This window comes from Flavobacterium sp. ALD4 (assembly GCF_002836475.1).
GTDB lineage: Bacteria > Bacteroidota > Bacteroidia > Flavobacteriales > Flavobacteriaceae > Flavobacterium.
This window is the reverse complement of the sequence record NZ_PJBJ01000025.1, coordinates 1-20,554: the sequence shown is the minus strand read 5'-3', so window position 1 is coordinate 20,554 and position 20,554 is coordinate 1. Positions and strand designations below refer to the sequence as shown.

General features: G+C 36.4%; 13 protein-coding genes and 1 pseudogene. 4 read left to right on the top strand and 10 right to left on the bottom strand.

Translation table 11 applies throughout. From position 1 onward, the window contains the following. Window positions 1-47: 47 nt before the first annotated feature. The 4 genes from CXF59_RS05305 to CXF59_RS05290 form a co-directional block, all read right to left on the bottom strand. The gene (locus CXF59_RS05305; protein WP_101136799.1) at window positions 48-2,261 is read right to left on the bottom strand and encodes a TonB-dependent receptor plug domain-containing protein; all 2,214 of its coding nucleotides are present in this window, start codon (window positions 2,259-2,261) and stop codon (window positions 48-50) included. 7 nt (window positions 2,262-2,268) lie between these two features. Further along, complete coding sequence (locus CXF59_RS05300) at window positions 2,269-3,567, bottom strand: hypothetical protein (RefSeq protein ID WP_101136797.1); 1,299 nt, start codon at window positions 3,565-3,567, stop codon at window positions 2,269-2,271. Window positions 3,568-3,663: 96 nt separating this feature from the next. After that, entirely contained in the window at window positions 3,664-4,218 is a 555-nt protein-coding gene (locus CXF59_RS05295) for a DUF4331 family protein (protein WP_101136795.1), read from the bottom strand. Between the two features lie 77 nt (window positions 4,219-4,295). Then, the gene (locus CXF59_RS05290) at window positions 4,296-4,946 is read right to left on the bottom strand and encodes a DUF4331 family protein (protein WP_101136794.1); all 651 of its coding nucleotides are present in this window, start codon (window positions 4,944-4,946) and stop codon (window positions 4,296-4,298) included. 231 nt (window positions 4,947-5,177) lie between these two features. Here CXF59_RS05290 and CXF59_RS05285 point away from each other — a divergent pair, with 231 nt between their 5' ends. The 3 genes from CXF59_RS05285 (at window position 5,178) to CXF59_RS05275 (ending at window position 7,554) form a co-directional block, all read left to right on the top strand. Then, a complete protein-coding gene (locus CXF59_RS05285; protein ID WP_101136792.1) occupies window positions 5,178-5,708 on the top strand; it encodes an RNA polymerase sigma factor in 531 nt (176 codons plus the stop codon). Next, window positions 5,708-6,496, top strand: coding sequence for an anti-sigma factor domain-containing protein (locus CXF59_RS05280; protein ID WP_101136790.1), 789 nt, complete (start codon window positions 5,708-5,710; stop codon window positions 6,494-6,496). Before CXF59_RS05285 ends, CXF59_RS05280 begins: the two co-directional genes overlap by 1 nt. Before the next feature lie 113 nt (window positions 6,497-6,609). Beyond that, a complete protein-coding gene (locus tag CXF59_RS05275; protein ID WP_101136788.1) occupies window positions 6,610-7,554 on the top strand; it encodes a tRNA-dihydrouridine synthase in 945 nt (314 codons plus the stop codon). A 233-nt stretch (window positions 7,555-7,787) separates the two neighbouring features. Here CXF59_RS05275 and CXF59_RS05270 read toward each other — a convergent pair whose 3' ends face one another. The 3 genes and pseudogenes from CXF59_RS05270 to CXF59_RS05260 all read right to left on the bottom strand — a co-directional run. Further along, complete coding sequence (locus CXF59_RS05270; RefSeq protein WP_101136786.1) at window positions 7,788-10,019, bottom strand: DUF1566 domain-containing protein; 2,232 nt, start codon at window positions 10,017-10,019, stop codon at window positions 7,788-7,790. Between the two features lie 351 nt (window positions 10,020-10,370). Then, a complete protein-coding gene (locus CXF59_RS05265) occupies window positions 10,371-13,550 on the bottom strand; it encodes an S-layer family protein (RefSeq protein WP_101136784.1) in 3,180 nt (1,059 codons plus the stop codon). 65 nt (window positions 13,551-13,615) lie between these two features. Beyond that, window positions 13,616-13,906, bottom strand: a pseudogene (locus tag CXF59_RS05260) (peroxiredoxin family protein); the annotation flags it as partial. 135 nt (window positions 13,907-14,041) lie between these two features. Here CXF59_RS05260 and CXF59_RS05255 point away from each other — a divergent pair. Beyond that, entirely contained in the window at window positions 14,042-14,344 is a 303-nt protein-coding gene (locus tag CXF59_RS05255; RefSeq protein WP_369828533.1) for a hypothetical protein, read from the top strand. A 101-nt stretch (window positions 14,345-14,445) separates the two neighbouring features. Here CXF59_RS05255 and CXF59_RS05250 read toward each other — a convergent pair whose 3' ends face one another. The 3 genes from CXF59_RS05250 to CXF59_RS05240 form a co-directional block, all read right to left on the bottom strand. Next, a complete protein-coding gene (locus tag CXF59_RS05250; protein ID WP_157824524.1) occupies window positions 14,446-17,475 on the bottom strand; it encodes a fibrinogen-like YCDxxxxGGGW domain-containing protein in 3,030 nt (1,009 codons plus the stop codon). 105 nt (window positions 17,476-17,580) lie between these two features. After that, window positions 17,581-19,650, bottom strand: a complete 2,070-nt coding sequence (locus tag CXF59_RS05245; RefSeq protein ID WP_157824523.1) for a hypothetical protein — start codon at window positions 19,648-19,650, stop codon at window positions 17,581-17,583. Between the two features lie 30 nt (window positions 19,651-19,680). Beyond that, on the bottom strand, window positions 19,681-20,554 hold an 874-nt coding region (locus tag CXF59_RS05240; protein WP_198554636.1), incomplete at its 5' end, for a hypothetical protein.

Below are 20,554 nucleotides of genomic sequence, written 5' to 3'. Positions count from 1 at the left end.
ACTCCAGACCTTTCTAACAAAACAAACAAACAAATCATTAAGCAAAACTAAAACTTATAGGTAAGTCTAGCTTTCATATAAAAAGGGGTGCCTGGCGTAAAATGAATTTCTTCAACACTTTTTGCTTCTTCTTTTAATCTTGATTCAGTCGCAAATTGAGTTTCATTCCATTTTGTATTCAATAGATTCTCTACTGAAACGCCAAAAGTAACTGACTTATACTCGTAATTCACATTCATGTCTGACACAAAATAGCCTTTAGCCACTATCGAATTGTCTTCATTTGCAGGACGACTTTTTAGATAACGGTAATGCAAACCTCCAGAAAGTCCATGACATTTTTGAAAACTTAGTCCGCCAGTAGAAGTGAAATCTGGTGCCAAAGGGATGTAGTTTTGCCCATTAGGTTCCTCCATACTTCTAGCGTAGGTATAATTAACGTCTGTATCAAAATACAAATAATCATTCAATTGATAACGCAATCCAAACTCAGCTCCTATACGTCTTGTTTTTCCACTAGGCTCAATTATTCCAGCATCACCCACATATACAAACTCTTGCTGTAAATATAAATACCAGAGAGCCGAATTGACAATTAACCTTGGGAAAGGTTTCCAAATCGTTCCTACATCAGTTCCGATAGCGGTAGGTAAAATTTGTTTTCCATTATTTTGAACCACAACGCGAGCATCATTCGAATGAAATCCTACTCCTGACTTTACAAAAAATTGCAAATTGTTGTTTTGGGAATAGATAAAATTAAGTTTCGGTGACACTTTCACTTCGCTTTCAGTCTGTGTTTTATAAATAGGCGCCAACTTATCTCTGTAATTAAACTTGAAATAATCCAATCGCACAGCTGGATTTATCGTCAGTTTACCGAATTTGAATTCTGAATTTAAGTACGTAAATGCATTCGTCTCATCAATATCACCTAATTTAATATTTTTTAGGATTATGCTTCTGTTCAAAGTATGCGACAGTTCAGTATCAATGGTCGCATCAGCGCGAAAGCCCACGCCTAACTGAAATGACGCATCCCAATCATTACTATTTACTTTCTTATTTAATTCTGCATTCATCCCGTAAATAGATCGGTTTTCCTTTTGCCTTATCTGGTCTCCATTTATAGGATCCTCAAGGAAGAAAGTGAAATTAGAATACAGTTCAAAATCATATTTCGAGTAAAACGCATTGGCTTTCAAGAACGTATTTTCATTTATAGGTTTGCTCAACGATGCATTAAGATTTGTTCTGGACGTAGTACCTCCTTCTGTATCGTCAACTGATCCAAATCTGGAAATAGTTCCATTATCGACCAATCGTTGTGGTATTTGTCCAGACGCATCCCATGTACTGGAAAAACGAGAGGCAGATAATGAGAACTTACTGCGGTCGTCAAGTACCGCTGAATATTTTGCTAAAAGGTTGACCCTGTTAAAATTTTGCGGAGAATCAAAAGGACCATCCGTCAATATATATTCGGTAGCTATGTAGGCACTTTGCTTTTTTTGGTTTCCCAAAAGATTAAATAAACCTACTGTCCTTAAAGTATTAAACTGACCTACTTCTACACTTATGCTACTGTTATCTAATTTCTCTTTAGTTTGGAAGGCGACGTATCCTGCCGTTGCAAAATCCCCCTTGCTAGCATAATACGTCCCTTTTCCAAAATCTATCTTTTCTACAGTTTCCGGAATTACAAAATGCAAATCGGCATAACCTTGACCATGAGCATGCGACACCATATTTACAGGCATTCCGTCAACAGAAATGGCGATATCTGTTCCGTGATCTATATCAAAACCTCTTAGAAATATTTGCTCTGCTTTCCCTCCACCGGCATGTTGTCCTATAAATAGTCCAGGAACTTTCCTTAAAATTTCCTGAGAGGAATTTACGGGAGTAGTTTGCAAATCTATTTTTGAAATGACATTCAGTGCCGAAAGCTGCTGTTGGATCACAATCTCATCTAATCTAAAGATATCCTCTTCCAGCAGAATTCTGTTTTCTAAGTCTACAATAGTATAATTCGCTTTTTTATGCCCCAAAGCAGTTACTCTCAAAACATTTCCCACTATCGATTTATCAATGCTGAACATTCCTAACTCATTCGTATGCGCATGTGCTTCCGAATTGATATTTACGATGTAGGCATTCTCAATTGCATTCCCAAATTCATCTACAACAACTCCTTTTTGGATTTGACTGTGCGATACCAACCCTAAAAAGGCAAGTACTATTGTAAAAAAATACCTCATCGCGGGATTATAATTGATTTACCTTTTTCTCTAAATTAGGCCCTAATTCATACATACTAGAAAGTAATTCCTCCTTTATAGGTGCTACTTTTTGGTTCTCATTATTGGACTTATAAATCATCGCTAAGTGGTATTGTACCTTTGGTTCAAATGATTTACCTACCACATATTTTTTAGCAATTTCCAATGCTTTATCCTTTTGCCCCATATTCAAATAAGACCAAGCTAATAAATCATAAGAATCTGGTGTAGGTCTGTGATCCACTTCTATTTTTGCGATTTCCAGTGCTTTTGGCGCTGTTTCTTTTGCATCAGCATAAATCAAAGTGTTGTATTTGTTATACATAGCTCCGTAATTATTCTTTTCAAGCATAGCGAAATAAGCACTTTCATTTTTACCTGCCTCTTTTCTATCACCTTCAAATTGGGCGATTTGAGATTTCAACAAAAAGAAATCCGGTGTGTTGTGTGTAATCTCAATAGCTTCCACAATTCTTTTTGCTTCTTTTGTATTTCTTTCATGAGAAAATACAATCCAAGCAATTCCTTTTAAAGCATAGGAATAATTGGGATCTATTGTTAATGTTTTTATGTAACTGTCATATGATTCTTGAATTCTGCCTGCGTGACCATAAAAATCACCCAGATTAGAATAAGACCATATTTTAAGTGTTTTATTATCTTCCTTCTCTGCAATGTCTCTGGCTTTCTCCATAAAAGTAATTGCCGTTTTCAAATCTCCTTTATGATCATTCCATTTTGCTAAACGGATTAGATAATCATAATCCTTCATGTCTTTTAGGGCATTCAAATTACTCTCTGCCTCAGCAAAATTGCCCAATTCCATTTGGACATCAAATAGTAATTTTTGAGTTTCTTTACGTCCTTCGCCAATAGCCAAAGCTTTATTAGCTAAAACTAAAGCCTCCTTGAACCTATGTTGTGCAATATAATTCCTTCCTAATGTTCGAATGGTCGATACTCTGGAATACTTATTAGCTTCATTCGATTGGGTTAGTAAATCTTCTGTTTTATATAGATTTTTAATGTCACCCGTATATTCAAAAAGAGTCGCATACTTAGCTGCTATGATACCTAAATAACTTTTTTGATTAGGAGCCGCATCGTATTTTTTTTGCCAAAAATCAATTTCCTTATTTGCAAAATCTAATGATTCATTTCCATCGACGTGCAAGTATTTATCATAATCGGATGTATTTGTAATTTGGTTCTTATTATTCGTGTCGCAAGCGAAAATAAAAAGGATTGTAAAAACCAGGACGGGGATAAGTTTATAAGGTTTCATAATCTATATTTTTTGTTTGTTATTGTTTTGTTCGTTGTTATAAAAAAAAACAGAGCTCACTAATTCTGTAAGAGCTCTGTTTTTTGTGTCTATTTATTACCAGGCTGCTGCCAAGTAAGGAAAAGAAGTGGTAAACGCTTTATCATTAGCATCCACGTGATCTGAAGTAAGACCAGCATTAGAACCTCCTGTTGGTCCACCGAAGATTAAAATTAACTCAACGTCAATTACATCATCAGCCAAAGCTCTACCTGTTAAAACATTTGTTCCGTCGAAGAAGGTAGTTTTTCCAGAAGTTTTCACATTTAAAACATCAGTTGCCAATACTCCTGTAAATTGTGCTGCTGTCAAACCTAAAGCATTCGTTGTATATCCAGAATTTAAAGCCAATAGTCTAGACTGAAAAATAGGTTGGTACTTCGCCCCCATTGCAGAGGGTATAGCTGCATTAAAATCGTCTTTAGGTTGTCCCGAAGCTATAAAAACAGTGTTTATAGCCGGTCTTGCCATTTGGTCTTGTTGCACAAAAGTTCCTGAGAAGTCGGTACTTACCATTGCATCTCCGTTATTGTCGTCATTGTTACAGCTTACTGCACCTATTGCGCAAACTACGGCAATAGCGATTATTTTGAATTTATTTGATTTACTCATGATATTTTTATTTAATTTTTGTTGGAATTCTTGAACTTGTCGTTTCGTAATTTTAAAGTTTAATAAAGAACAATTAATTATTGTTTTTTCTTAGTTTCTGCCCATACATTTAAAGTACTTGCTGTACCTAACATTGCTTTTGGAACTTCAACTACAACTGATAATACATTTGAACCTGCAAAAGTATCCACACCTGGGTTTTTAAATGCTGTAGCTGTTCCTCCAAGAATTGCTTGAAATTGGCCTAAGTCAAAAAAGAATGGATCGTCTCTAGGTCCAGCGAAAAATTTCATTCCGTTTTGAGTAGACGTTACCGCTGCTGCGCCATATTTGGAAATAGCAACACTTCCTGAAGCCGCACTTGTTTTAATTGTACTGGATGTTCCAGTTGTTCCAGGAGCGTACGGTCCGAAGAAGTACATCTTATCTCCCTTTTTAATTGCCTGAATAACTAAGTCTTCCACATTGTCACCTGTATTGTCAATGTTAATTTCAATCATCACATTTTCATTAAATGCTGCCGCACCGGTTGCATTAGGACTTAACAACCCTTGAGTGTTAACCGCAAAAACTAAATTATTAGTTTCTTGTCCTTGAAAAGTGTACAAATCTGTAATATCCGCTGCATTACCTGTTACTGATGGAGCATCTACGTGATCCGCTGCTACTAAGATTAAGCCTGAAATCGCAATTAACGAAAGACCTAATACCATTTTTGTTTTTTTCATTTTGTTATAATTTAAAAGGTTATACAGTCATTTACGAGAATGTTTCCTTTTTGGTTTTAAAAAAATTAAAAAAAAAGTAACTTTTTTTTTAAATCGCTGATTTACATAGTTTTAAATTATTAAAAAAAACACAATTATTTAAAACTACCTTGTGCATAAAACACACAATCAATTTAATTTATGCAATTGTAAATAAGTTTGTTAAGTTTGTAGTAACAAATCAAAACCAATATGACTCAGGAAGAATTATTAGTGCTAGTATATAGGAAAGACGAAAGAGCTTTTACACATATCTATGATATGTATTCTAAAAGTCTATTTTCAGTAATTAATGTTCTTGTAAGCAACCGAGAAGAAGCCGAAGATGTACTTCAAGAAGTTTTTGTTAAGATTTGGAAAAACATTGATTCTTATAATGAAAGTAAAGGACGCTTCTACACGTGGATACTTAATATTGCAAGAAATACTTCCATAGATAAATTAAGATCCAAAAATTTTAACAATAGTCAAAAAAACCTTTCCTCAGATAATTTCGTACATCTATTAGACGACAGCAATAAACTGGTCGACAAAGTAGATACTATAGGAATAAATGAGTTTGTCAAAAAACTCAAGCCAAAGTGTATACAAATAATAGATTTATTGTTCTTTAAAGGATACACCCAACAAGAAGCTTCGGAAGAGTTGGAAATTCCTTTAGGAACTGTAAAAACACACAATCGAAATTGTATTAATGATTTAAGAACCTATTTGAAAGTATAATGGAAACAAAAGAATACATCAACTCCGGAATTTTAGAACTTTACGTTTATGGTTTGCTAAGCGAAACCGAAAATGAAGAAGTTACTACTATGGCTAATACAAATCCTGAAATCAAGGATGAGATTATTGCAATTGAGAAAGCGATTGTGGCCTTGTCCTCTAGTTTTTCACCATTCCATTCGGTGGCTAATTATGAGAAAATTAAAGCCAAATTAGAACTAAAACACGCTCCAGTAATAGAAATGGAGACTACGAGAAACTGGTCACAATACATCGGATGGGCAGCTGCCATTGTATTATTGGTTGGTATTGGCTTCCAATACAATCAATTGGAACAAACAAGCAATCAGGTTGTAAGTACTGAAATTGAAAAAGCAAAGGTTGAAAAAGAGCTAAATGAGTTATCTCTAAAGAACACGCAAAATGAAACTAGTTTAGCAGTCGTACGAGACACTGAAAATACCGTTGTAGCACTTGGTGGACAAGCGGTAGCTCCAGAGTCATCGGCAAAAGTGTATTGGAACAAAGAAACCCAAGTGGTTTATGTTGATGCTGCAGGATTGCCAGAGCCTCCAAAAGGAATGGTGTATCAAATTTGGTCCTTAGTACTACAACCCCAACTCACACCTACAAGTATTGGTTTATTGTCTGACTTTACAAGCAATAAATCAAAAATATTTGCTGTGGATAAAACAGGAGATGCTGAAGCCTTTGGAATTACATTGGAACCTGCAGGGGGAAGTTTAAGCCCTACAATGGAGCAATTATATACCTTAGGAAAGGTTTAATTTTCGAAAAAAAATACTACTAAATACTAAAAAAGACTTTCATTCGAAAGTCTTTTTTTTGTTTCATCCAGTTATAGTTTTCATTGTTTATATTTGCACTTTTTAAATTATACATGAGCTACACCTTACTTTCCTCTCCCTTACAAGGATTTACTGATTTTCGTTTTAGAAATGCCCAAAATAAAATTTTTGGAGGTATTGATACGTTTTATGCACCTTACATTCGTTTGAATGGAAAAATGATTATTAAATCTTCTTATCAGCGTGATTTATTACCAGAGAACAATAATACTCTTGAAGTAATTCCGCAAATAATTACTAATGATGCTGACGAGTTTTTATTTGTTTCTAAGTATGTACAGGAATTAGGATATAAAGAATTAAACTGGAATTTAGGTTGTCCCTATCCTATGGTAACCAAATGTGGAATGGGATCAGGATTGATCAGCAATACGGAAAAAATCAACCAGATTTTGCATAAAGTACACAACGAATCGGATATTACAGTATCAATGAAAATGCGTTTGGGATATGATACTACCGAAGAAATTCTGGATGTTTTTCCTATTTTAGAAAAGTATCCAATTAAGAATGTTGCCATTCATGCGCGTATAGGAAAACAATTGTATAAAGGAGGCGTACATTTGGATGCGTACCAGGCATGTGTTGACAACACCAAATTGAAATTGTATTACAATGGCGATATTACTACGGTAGCTAAATTTAAAGAGATGCAAGAGCGTTTCCCAACCATAGACCATTGGATGATAGGAAGAGGCTTGATAGCCGATCCTTTTTTACCCAGTATGATTAAAAGCAACAGCTTAGAATACCCAAAAAATAAAATGGAATTATTCAGTGCATTTCATGATACCTTGTACGAAGGATACTCCGAGTCTTTATCAGGATCCACTCACATTCTATTAAAGATGCACCATTTATGGGAATACTTTTCTGCTATGTTTTCCAATCCACACAAAGTGGCAAAAAACATAAAAAAGGCAAAAAGTATTAGGAACTATGAAGCAACTGTAAAAGAAATTATAAAAGCGGGGTAATCTTAAAACTTAAATTATCTGTCTTATAATAAAAAAAGGTTCCACTTTGCAGTGGAACCTTTTTTTGTAGTACTTATCACCTAAAGATAATATTAAGTTGTGATAACTATATTACTTCACAATCCAATAAGACGTTCCTTGATTCGTTCCTTGGCTTGGAATTGCTCAAAAATTATTTTCAACACCACTCCCTTTTACACAAAACATACTGCTTTATAGTATTATCAAAATAGTTAAAAAGTCCGTACTCCGCGAACTCTAGAAGGATCAGAACTTACGTGCCTGTCACCTACACCTCCACCCCCTGGCGTTAAAATGACGTATTGATACCTATTTGCATCAGGAGTTCCGGTACTGGTCCAATAATAATAATTTGAAAAACCAGTAATCTTATTAGCAGTAATCTGAGTCATTATTTTTTGTGCCTCAAACATATTTGGTAACCTCCAGTCTGAAAAATTTTTTCCTGCAATACTATGATTATTTATATCCGACAAATATGACGAAGCGTCATAATGATTTGCATTTCCTGATACTGAGTCTTGAGTTTCGACTACAACACCATGTTTTCCATTAGTTGAAACCATAATTACACAGCCACCTAGTTCTTGATATGTTTGGCCAACTACATAGGCATCCGTACTTATAAAAGAAGCAGCTGTAATAGATCCGCTAGTGTTCACATTGGTAATTGCTGTATTACCTAATTGCATGGTGTTGCTTGTTGAAACTATAGCTCCATTACCAATTGCTGTAGCGTTTGAAATCGTACCATCACTTGTATTTGCATTTGACCCAAGCATAGTGTTATCAGATCCGGCACTAATAGAATTGCCCGCGTTATAGCCGAAAGCGGCGTTATTATTCCCTATTGTATTATCAAGTAGTGCAGACACACCATCTGCGGTATTGTAACTACCACTGGTGTTTTTAAATAGTGCAATTTGACCATTTGCGGTATTGTAATTACCACTAATGTTTACAATCATTGAATTCTGACCATTTGCCGTGTTATACTTACCAGAGGTGTTATCACGTAATGTAGCCTCACCATTTGCGGTGTTACCGATACCATCGATATTTTTATACAGGGCAAGCGCACCATTTGCGGTGTTGGCGCTACCTGTAGTGTTTGAACTTAATGCAACGTAACCATTTGCGGTATTGTAATTACCATTGTTGTTTGAACTTAGTGCATTCTTACCATTTGCAGTATTATAATTACCGCTGATGTTTGAACTTAGTGCAGCCGAACCATAGGCAGTGTTCTCATTACCAGTAGTGTTTGCTTGTAGCGCAGCATAACCTACCGCTGTATTATCATTAGCTGTATTATCTTTAAGAGCATATTTTCCAAGAGCTGCATTACGTTTACCATCCAGATTATTTAAAAGACTTTCTTGGCCAATGGCCGTATTATCGAAGCCCGTTGTATTACTCTTGAGTGAATTATAACCAACCGCCGTATTCCCAAGACCTGTTGTATTATTCATAAGTGCTTGAAATCCAAAAGCGGACCCATGACTAGTTAAATTATTTTTAAGTGCTTGATAACCGAAAGCGGAATTTTGAGCCCCAGCAATGTTACTACCTAAAGCTGCACTGCCTACAGCGGTGTTATAAGTACCAGTAGTATTGGCTGCTAAGGCACTAATACCTAAAGCTAGGTTACGATTAAGGTTTCCGCCACCTAAACCTAAAGTTACCGCATTAACGATAATATCTGAAGTAGTACTTAAACTCTTGGCTGTGAGATTTCCACTAGTGTTAACTAATGTTACAGCTGTATTTCCTAATTGTACGGTATTGTCCCCTGCCCCTCTTGCATTATATCCAATTACAGTTTGATTGATTCCGTCTAAAGAACTTGGATCCGCTTCACGCCCTAAAATTGTATTTTGATAACCTGTTGTGATAATATCTCCTGCATAACCACCAACAGCCACATTTGAACTTCCTGTTGTGTTTTCTCGAAGGGTATAGTATCCTATTGCTGTATTCTCAGAAGCTGTATTGTTACTCAGTGCAAAGCTACCAATAGCAGTATTACGCGTACCATTAACATTTGCGCTTAGGGTATTTGCACCAACAGCCGCACTAGTATAATCACCTCCATTACCTAAACCAACATTTAACAGCCCATCTACTATAATGCCCGAACTAAAAGTTTTAGCTCCAGCAACGGTTTGAATTGTTGTTAAATCCACAAAGTTTGAAGAAGAAGCTGCTGCTGTAACAAAAGCCGTGGTTGCAATCTGTTCTGTATCCGTTGCAGCAGCGGCTGTTGGAGCTAATGGAACTCCTGTTAATGTGGGCGAAATTAAATTAGCTTTTAAATTCAATTCACTTTGAGTTTGAGTATTAATTGCAGGTAAAATTCTTCCGTTTTTATCTAAAGCTTGTGCGCCTACTTGAAGTGATGTTAAAACCACTAAAACCACTATTAAGATTTTTTTTACTTTCATTTTGTGATTATTATTATTATTATTCAAAATAACTTTGCTATATAAACATTTAAGCTAAATTATCCCACTAAAAAAATTGATCTGTGGACCTGCTAATTTTACCCTCATAAGAGTTAAGAATCAAGACTTCTCTAGTTCTCGATTGCATCGAATACCTACTTAAATTTAAAAGGCATAGTGTAGCGTTTGCAACGCGGAATACACCCAAGTGTAAAATGCAATTTATATTTTTTGTAACTGTGTAAGCCGCGTTGAAAATGCTCTCTTCCGTTTATAGAGGAATTAGACACTCTTGTAAGACGAGCAACAGAGATGATTTTTGCTGGATTATACACTAACTTATTTGTACTGCTATAATCCGTATTTTAATTTTACCGCATAAAAATTTTGTTGGATTTCTGCGGCAGTAAGCACTCTATTGTAGATGAATACTTGGCCAATTGTTCCGTTAAAAAGATAGGAAGATCCTGCTCTAGATGCTATATATAGCTTGTGACTTGTGTAATTTCCACTGTTGTCATTGGCAAGGGTAGGGTCAATTACACTACTCGGAGCATCACCATCAATATAAATTAAAGTTTGATTAGTAGCATTTAAACTTCTATCTGTTGTTGCTGAAAAAAGGTGCCAATTATTATCATTTATCGCTGCTACTGAATTACGCACATTATAATTTGGTTTGTCTGTAAATTGTATGTCTGAAAATTGTATTTTATTGCTATTTTGAATAACGCCAAAAGAATTATTAGCATTCCAATTAACGCTATGCTCCATGATCATTTCTTCACCGGAATTTGCTGTTTTTAGAATGATTTGAACGGTCAGTTTATCTGTACTTGAGAGGTTAAAATTATTGTTTGTTACAAAATAATCATTCACTCCATCAAAAACCAAAGCGCCACTATTCACACTAGTGTACCCAACACCACCGAAAAGTGTCCCATGATTACCATTACCACTCAAATCTGTCCAAGTTGTGCCGCTTCCCGCGTAACTAGCGGTATTACCAGCGTCTAAATACATCACTAAGCCAGCTGAAACTATTGATGCGGGTGACTTTACATTTAAAATTGCTCCATTAGCACTTAAGCCAAAATTCCCACCTATTTGCCCGTACTGATTTACATAATTTAAATTAGCACCAGAAATACCGCCTCCTTTGGTTAAAACAGAAACGCTTGTAACTGTCAATGTCGCTGTAATACTTGCAGTGTTATAGTTCGAATTACCGGCTTGAGTTGCCGTAATGGTAGCCGTACCTGCCCCTGTAATAGTGACTACCGAACCGCTTATTGTAGCTACATTCAAATCGCTACTTGAATATGAAAATGCCTCTGCAATACTACTTGTTGGTGGTATTAAAGTATAGGTCGCATCAAAGTATTTTTTAGTGGCATTATTAAAGTTACTAAGAGTTGGATTTAATTTATTTACCGTCACCGTAGTAGCACTAACTGCAGTTCCTCCTGCAGTAATGACTGAAATACTTGAAACCTGCGCTAAATTAGTCACAGCTGTTATTTGAGTATCTGAAACTACTGTGAAATTCGTAACGGGTATAGTACCAATAAGCACTGAGGTCGCTCCGGTAAAATTAGTTCCTGTAATAGTAACTGTATCCCCTATATTGCAAACTGCAGGAGTGAATGAAGTTAGTTGTGGTACTGGTAGTTGAGTAACTTGAGTCATGGTAGCTAATGACTGTCCTTTGTCTAAAATTAAAAAGTTATCAATACAGCCTGTAAATCCTTGCCACCCACTAAGATCACCTCCAGAAGAATCTCTATCAATAGAAGTCATTCCCCTACCAATTTGATTGACTTGCATATCAAGATGATTAACTGTTCCTGAACCTGAGCCAACAAGCAGGCCGTCTAAGTAAAAACTAATAGAAGTAGGTGTGACAGACATATCAACTTTATGCCAGTTTCCATCATTAACTAAGGTAGATGAAAGCACACTTATGTCGCTGCCAGTAGTTTTCCATAACGTAGCTCTTAATTTACCGCCAGACTGAACCATTATTATAGGAATATATTGAAGTGATGTAGCAATATCAACTGCAGCTTGCTGATAGCCTAAGATGATCCCTTTTGAGCTTGTTTTAAAACGTAACGAAATCGTAAAATCACTCAAGCTTCTAATTAGATTATTGGGCAATGCAATATAATTAGAAGTGGTGCGATCAAAACAAGCGGACTGTCCTTCAACACCAGTGCCAAAAGTCACTCCACCACTAATACTACCATCTCGATTAGAGCCAGTTTCGTCAAGTGCGTTGCTATTAAAATTGTATGCAACTATTTTATAAATAAAACCAGCCAAGGCTACATTGGCTACAGCTTTTGTAAGGGTAACATTTCCTGAAGAGCCAGCTGCTACAACCGCTGTAATCTGAGTGGGTGAGTCTATGGTAAAAGAGGATGCAGAGACACTCCCAAATTGCACTTGAGTAACTGAATCAAAATTAGTTCCAATAATTACTACTGATTCTCCAGTGCCTGCTGCTGTAGGTGTAAAAGAACTGATGGTAGGCGGTGGTGTGGAGTTACCGCTAACTACTGCAGGATTACCTGTATAAGTCGTTCCATTATTTGAAAAGATATTATTAGAAATGGTTGTTTTATTATCGTAATATGAGTTTCCACCTGGATTAATAAGAATTCCTGGATTTCCAGTAAAAGTATTGCCATTGAATAATGTATTATTTGTGGCTAAGGTGAATTCTCCAAATTTAGTACCATCCCCAATCCAACTAGAAAAAGAAAATAATGTACCTCCCGTATTATCGGTAAAAGTTGAATTTAGAACTTGATATCTATTTACTCCATTAAAAGAACCTATTGTTTTGGTATTATTTGTAAAATTACAATTATCAATTTTTACATACCGCTGAGTGCTAAAAATAGTTCCTGTATTAGCATCGAAAGTAGATCCCGTAACTGTTATCCTATTAGTATAATCAGTAAGTGTATCTGATGTCGTAGAAGGTACAGAACCATAATCACTCCCAAATAAGATACCACTATTATTTGTAAAAGTAGAATTAGAGATGGTTATTGTTGAACTATCGTTGGTATAAAATGCATAACTGCGTGCATTACCAGTAACACTAATTGAGTTAGCAACAATAGATGAATTAGTGCTGTCCGCTCGAAAAACCGAACCATTAAAAGAAGCATTCGCTCTAAAAGTTATTCCAGATATATTTAATGCAGAGTCATTATTTATAAAAAACATCTTATATAAATTATTCCCTGATAGCGTTAAGTTAGCAATCCCAGGACCTATAATCGTTAAATTACGAGTAATAGTTGGCAAATCTGAAGTTAATGTGATAGTCCCTGTAAAACCCGCTTGAAAATCAATTTGATTGGGATTGACATCTGCATTAGCTTGATTAATAGCCCATCTTAATGTGCCTGAACTACCATCATCACTCAAACTAGTAACGGTGTATGTAGTTAGAGGTGCTGCATAAGCACTACAACTAATTAAGAGTGTTATTATCAGTAATTTTATTGTTTTCATAAGAAATTATAATAGTATGTATTTATTTTTTTTAATAACTAAAATAGTGCCATTATCCCATTTTCCTATTCTCTTTTGCCGCTTTGCAAATAAGCATCTAGTTGTAGCATGGACATAGGACGCAGCATAATTTTTTGATCTTCATCTAACAAATACATCGTAGGCGAACTATAAACAAAATACGCTTTCCCAGCGGGAGTGTCCCATTTCTTGTAATCGTAACTGCTGATAAACGGCATCTGGATGGTAAAATCACGAAAGGCCCTTTGATCTGTATCTAAGGATATAAACACAACTTCTACCCCTTGTGATTTCCATTTTTCATAAAGCGGAATTAATTGCTTTAGTTCTGCTACACAACTAGGGCATCAGTTGGCTCCAAAAATAACCAGTTTGTACTTGGAGTTCACTTCTGATAAACGAGCTGGAGCTTTACCCTACTTTCCTCTCCCCTTAAAGGATTTACTGATTTCAGTTTTAGAAATGCACAAATGCAAAAGCGATTCCCTGCTATTGACCACTGGATGATAGGCAGGGGCTTGATAGCCGATCCTTTTTTACCCAGTATGATAAAAAATGATTCATTTGAATATCCTAAAAACAAACTTGAAATATTCAGTGCCTTTCATGATACTTTATATGAAGGATACTCCGACTCACTATCAGAATCGACTCACATTTTATTGAAAACGCACCATTTTTGGGAGTACTTTTCGGTTATATTCTCCAACCCTCACAAAGTGCATAAAAACATAAAAAAGCGAAAAGTATCAGGAATTACGGGCAAACGGTAAAAGTAATTATAAAAGCGAGCTGATTAGAAGTTTCAATTCCAGCTTAATTTTTCATTTAAAAAGTGTGAGGATATGAAATACCGTTAGCATATTATCTGAAATTATCGTATCCAGGTCGAAAACCAAGCATCCTTTAAACTATCTGAACTAGCTGTCCTTCCAGACGCCAAATCCACATACCAATGAACACAGCTTGTATTGTTATACGACTGATACATCCGGGGCCAACCAATGACATCAGGAGCACCACCAGTCACTGCCCAACACCAAGAACCCCTATCTATTTTAAATATAGTTGTCCCTAAACTACCATTATGCCAGGTTCCAGAGCCCCCAACAGTCGTGTCACTACTCCTCAAGGCGCCAATGGCCAAGGCATCAGTAGAAGTTGTTTTGTTAGCATAAGAACTAGCGGAATCTCCAGATCTTAATTGAACAGCTGTACATAAATTGGCTAGTTCAATTACAGTTGCACGGGGCAAATAGCCTTGCAAATTAGGAGAAGTAACTGTAGCTACCTGGGATGAAACTGAACTTCCCGAACCTACGTTTAATAACATCCAACCACCACCGTCGGTAGTCATATCAATATAAACTTGAAAAGGGGTTCCTCCATTGATGTTTGGGTTTTTAATCCAATATATTCCATCGGTAGAATTTGGATGTGCCATTTTTATTTGACGGCCATTTATAGCTGCAGAAGATTCTGTTAAACCTTTATTAGATTTTGTTTCAATAATCTGTCCGTTTTGTGATAAAGCACCATTAAGACCTATCTCTCCATTTCTGTTTACATAATTTGATGGATTGAGCGCTATTCTTCCGTTAGAAGTGATTGCCGTTAAACTATTAACGCTTAAATTCTCTGCAATTGACCCAGATATGTTATCAACATCTGCTGCCTGAGAGGCCGTTATTACTGTAATTCCCTGACTAATTATTGAAATTGATGAACCTGAAACGGAAGCCACATTTGGATTACTACTTTTGTAACTTATTAGCCCGGTACTATTTGAAATTGGGGGTATTAAAGTAAAAGTACCCCCGAAAACCGTTTTATTTGGTATAATGAAATTGCTTAAAATTGGAGTTTTTAAACTTGCAACAGCAGTTATGTTTTCTGTAAGGTCATCAGCTATTTTATTGCCTTCTGTTCCTGAAAAAATTTGTGTACTTGAAATGGTATAGGTCCCATTGGTTGGATTTGTAAATGATTTTACAGCACAGGTAACTGTTAAAATGTGTTCTTCACCAGGATACATAGTTCCTATTGTCCATTTGTCATTTGCTGAATTCCATGCGCCAAAGGATGCACTTGCGCTTGAATAGGTTGCTACAACGGGAAGGGTATTACTAATAACAACATTTGAAACCTTATCATATCCTAAATATTTTGCTTTAACAGTAAAAACAACATTGGATCCGCTAGCAACAAAAGTGTTATTGGCACTTACGCTTAAAACAATTTCTGGATTACAATCATATAGATATTGTTTAGCAGACTCATACGTACAAAAACCATTTGTGACAATAACGGTATAATCTCCAGCGATAGCAGGTGTATACGTATTACTACTCTCACTCGGAATTAAAGTCCCACCATTGTACCATGCATAAGAAGTAAACCCTGGGGTAGCTGTTAAAATTGACTTAGGCAAACAACCATCACCCACAACTGAAACTTCAATTATAGGAATTGTTTCAAAACCAGAAAAATACCCTGAGGCTCCTGCGTCATTATTAGAACCAAAAAACCCTACAGCGATCGGGCCATTGGCAGCGACTGCTACATCTCCTGTTAATCCCGGAATATAAAATGTTTTCCAATTAGGGTTACCAACTAAAGTTGTCTTTGCTGCATTTAGGGTTGCTGTACTAACTTGATTGACTCCATTAGTTATTATGATATCTTTATCGGCAATTGCTGAGGAAGCTACAATGGTTACCCCTCCATTCATTGTCATTCCTGCCATATCAGTAATATTAGATATATTATCAACAGTGTTGCTCAACAAGCAATTTACTGGAGCTATAAAATTGATGTCTCCTGTATTCTTTTTAGAACTACCTGCCAGTGATTGAAAGGCATAGGCTTCATAAGAAGTATATACGTACATGTTTGCTCCTACTGAAGTTGATGAATAATTGGACCCAGAGATACTAAAATAGTCTCCATTATTAATTGTTGCAATAGGAGTTGAAGCACCATTAACATATATTTCTGTATTGTTTCGTGTGGCTATAATTACAGGATACTCTTGGTCATCTGCGCCATTACCTCTTATAAATACATATTCTTTACCTAAAGTATTTTCAGGTATAATTTGATCCATACCAGCATCTTGACCGGCATTTACTGCTGCTGACTGAAAGAGCATTTCGCCAACATTAACGACTATGGCTTTATTTGAACTGATGGACGCTCCTAACCAGCCAGTTGCATTAGGTGAATTTGCAGTATTGAAAAATGCCTCTAAAACAAACGTTTGTCCAGCGTCAAGGGTGATTGTTAACGCATCATCAGTAATTCCCGCGGCATTAGTCCCTAACCTAAAAGTACAAGAGGGATTATAACCAAATATGTTAACAGTAGTACTATCTTGAGTGGCCATAATACCCAAAGATGCATTATAACCATCGACAGATTGTACTCCTATATTAGGAACCCCCCCCCATTTAAAAGCTGTCCCTAATGCGGCCCTACCTTTTGATGTAAGTGATGAGGCCTGAGCCACTGACTTCCCCCTCCAATTTACATAAAATTTTTGACCTCCTGAAGATTGAAACCTCAAACCGGAAGTACTTTGAACAATTCCCGTATTTACATCACGTAGTAAGGTAACATCATTATCTCCGCCATTTGCAAGGGTGTAGATCGATCCTGAAGCTTTAGAGACCGTTAATGAACCGATAGCGGTCGTATTGGTACCCTGATAAACATTCACCGTAAACGCATTCGTTTCTGGTGTTGAAACGTAAATCGCTTGAGAATCAAAGGAAAGTCCTGCCTGCCTGAGTGGTGGTAAATAGTGTAAATCGCTTAATTGAGCAAACGCATTTAATCCAAGCATTAAAAAGACAAGCACTATCCCACATGTTTTAATGGTTTTATTCAAACGTAATATTTTCATGATTTATTTCATTTTGTTATATTAACATTAATCTATCAACGTTAACTAGTTAGCCACAAAAAGCATATTTGTCCATTTTAAGTACTTTTACATATAGTTGAAACTTTACGGCCGCGCTTTAAATTTATTAGGATCATTATAATAATCAATAAAAATATCATCTTGAACACTCAATGTCACAGTAAAAGTCACTCTGGTCACCCTATATTGACTTCCTGAAGATGTAACTGAATTATCCTCCTCGCCGTAAGCGTAACCAGTATTCTGTTTTAACCTAACTCCATTTCTATAAACAGCAAGGATATAACTGTTATCAATAATATAATCCAGATCGAAAGTGGAAGTATTAGCGCTAACTACAAATTCTTTATTAAATTGCTTTGGTACTGGGACCCAAACAGCAGATGCTATAGCACTACCAGGTTTAATTAGAACATAATCCAATGATGAAATAGTCGGAGTCGGAACTGCTATAGGAAAGCTAGTACCCCCAGCAACTAGTGCTGGAATTGTAACAGTTCCTGAAAAAGTAGGTGTATTTGCAAAAACCGCAGCACCCGTTCCTGTTTCGTCCGTTAATGCAGTTGCTAAATTTGCGGAAGTAAAGGAACCTAATGAAGTTGCATTACCTGACGATGTTACCATTCCTGTTAAGTTTGCATTAGTAACAACTGTAGTTGCATTACCTACTGATGTAACACCTCCAGTTAAATTGGCATTGGTTGTGACCGTTGCGGCATTACCACCGATACTTAAGTTAGCAACAGGCGTTGTGGAAGTTACAATCAATGGTGCTGTACCGGTAGCTACTGTTGAAGTCAATGAACCGGTTACGCTTAGACTTGTTCCTGTAGCTGCGCCGATAACTGGGGTAGTTAAGATAGGTGAAGTAGCACGAACTACATCTCCAGTACCCGTAGTGGCAATTTCCTGTACAGTAGCACTAGAAGCTGTTCCGTTTCCTAATATTGTATTAGCGCCAACATTTTGAATCTTAGCGTAGGTCACATTTGAATTTAAAATATCTGCCGTAACAACTTTATCATTTCCTATGCTTGTAACTCCAAGATTTGAAATCGTTACATCACCTGTAACCGCTTGGTTTTCTACTATACCGCTACTATCTCCAATAAGTATGTGTCCACTTGGCAATGGTAACTGATCTAATTCATTCATTACCCAAGCAGTTGTCGCTAATGCAGTACTGATATTGTGAGGAGCTTGGGTAACAGCGATTGTATTTGTATCCAAAGTTTTATTAGATAGCGTTTCTGTACCTGATAACGTAGCCAAAGTACCTGTGGTAGGCAAAGTAATATTTGTTGGTGCTGTTGCTGTTAATGTTTGAGAAAAAGCACCTGACGTAGCCAATGTACTACCCTGCGCCAAGGTTAAAGTCGCAGCTGTTGCTGGAACAGTTATTGTCAATTTATTAACAGTAGTTACTGTGGCCACTCCTAAAACTGGAGTTACCAGGGTAGGTGTATTTGCAAAAACCGCAGCACCACTTCCTGTTTCGTCCGTTAATGCAGTTGCTAAATTTGCGGAAGAAGATGTAGCTAAAAAAGCAGCAACATTAGTTCCCAAACCACTTACACCTGTCGAAATTGGCAAACCAGTAGTGTTTGTAAGAGTTCCTGATACTGGCGTTCCTAAAACTGGTGTTACTAAAGTTGGTGAAGTTGCACGAACTACATTTCCTGTACCCGTAGTTGCTATTTCCTGCACATTAGCAGTAGCTGCCGTTCCGTTCCCTAATATTGTATTAGCAGCTGCAGTTTGCATTTTTGAATAACCAACTACATTGGGCTGAATGGTAGTTACATTATTACCAGCCAAGTCGACAGCGGCATTCACATCACCACTTAAATTAATAGCAGGTATACCCCACGATGCACTATACTTAATGCGTAATTGTCCAAGACCAACACCACCACAATTAGTACAGTAAACCATCATTCCTGATGGAGGTGATATAATTGCATTCATTTGAGCAGCAGTCATTCGAGGAAGTAAGAACCCCTTAGTGGTGCTCTCTAACTCTAAAATAGCTGAAGGTTCCATATAAAATGGATTACCTCCAATCTTTTGAGTCATTTGAGCTGAAACGGTGGTCCCAACACAAAACAGAATGATTGTGTACGCTAGTGATTTAGAAAATATATTTGGCTTCATAGTATTTAGTTTTTATATTATATAGTCTTATTAGTCAATAAGGTACCAATTAACTCCATTAGACTGAATTCTCAAAGTTTCATTTACATTAATCTTGTCAATTTGTGTTGTTTTAGATTGATATATAGTAGATCCTGTTAATTGTACAAAATAATTAAAAGCTGGATTAACCTCGTCAATTTTACGAATCACATATATTTTACCGCTAACACCTACAGGACTTGGAAGTGCTAAATTAAAAGTACCTGCAGAAGCATCACATAAGATAGTGTAATCTGTAGCCGCTACAGTATCACCTGAACTTACAGTTCTTACATTGCTAAATGTCATCGCATTAGTTACAAAAGCAGTAGTTGCTATAAGCGTACTATTATCTCCTCGCGTTGGTGTGAGTGCTGTAGGTGTTCCTGTTAAGGCTGGTGAATCAGATAAAACGACACTACTTCCTGATGTACCAGTTATTGCTCTTATAGTTAATTTTTGATTTGCATCAGTAAACACAGGTAGCGAAGCCGTTAATGTTGCCATCTTTGGGGGATAATTTTCAAAAGTTGAAGTTCCTTCAATAGAAGTACCATTTAAAAATCTAACAGATCCACTTAATATTGTACTTCCAGCCACTGTTAAATTTTGATCCGTCGTTATATTTTTTGTTACACGTAAGGATTCGCCTATATTTAAGTTTTCAGCTATTCCTACCCCACCAACTATGGTAAGAGCACCAGTTGTTGTTGTTGTAGAGGGTGCAGTATTTGTGATTCTAATTAATCCTGAAGTCGTAAGTGTACCATTAAGGTTTAAAGCCCCATTTAAAGTAGTTGTACCTGATGCAGTTATGTTAGTAGCAGCAATTGTAGCTGAATCTTTGATTCCTGAAGTGCTTGTTGCTCCAGTTACACCTAAA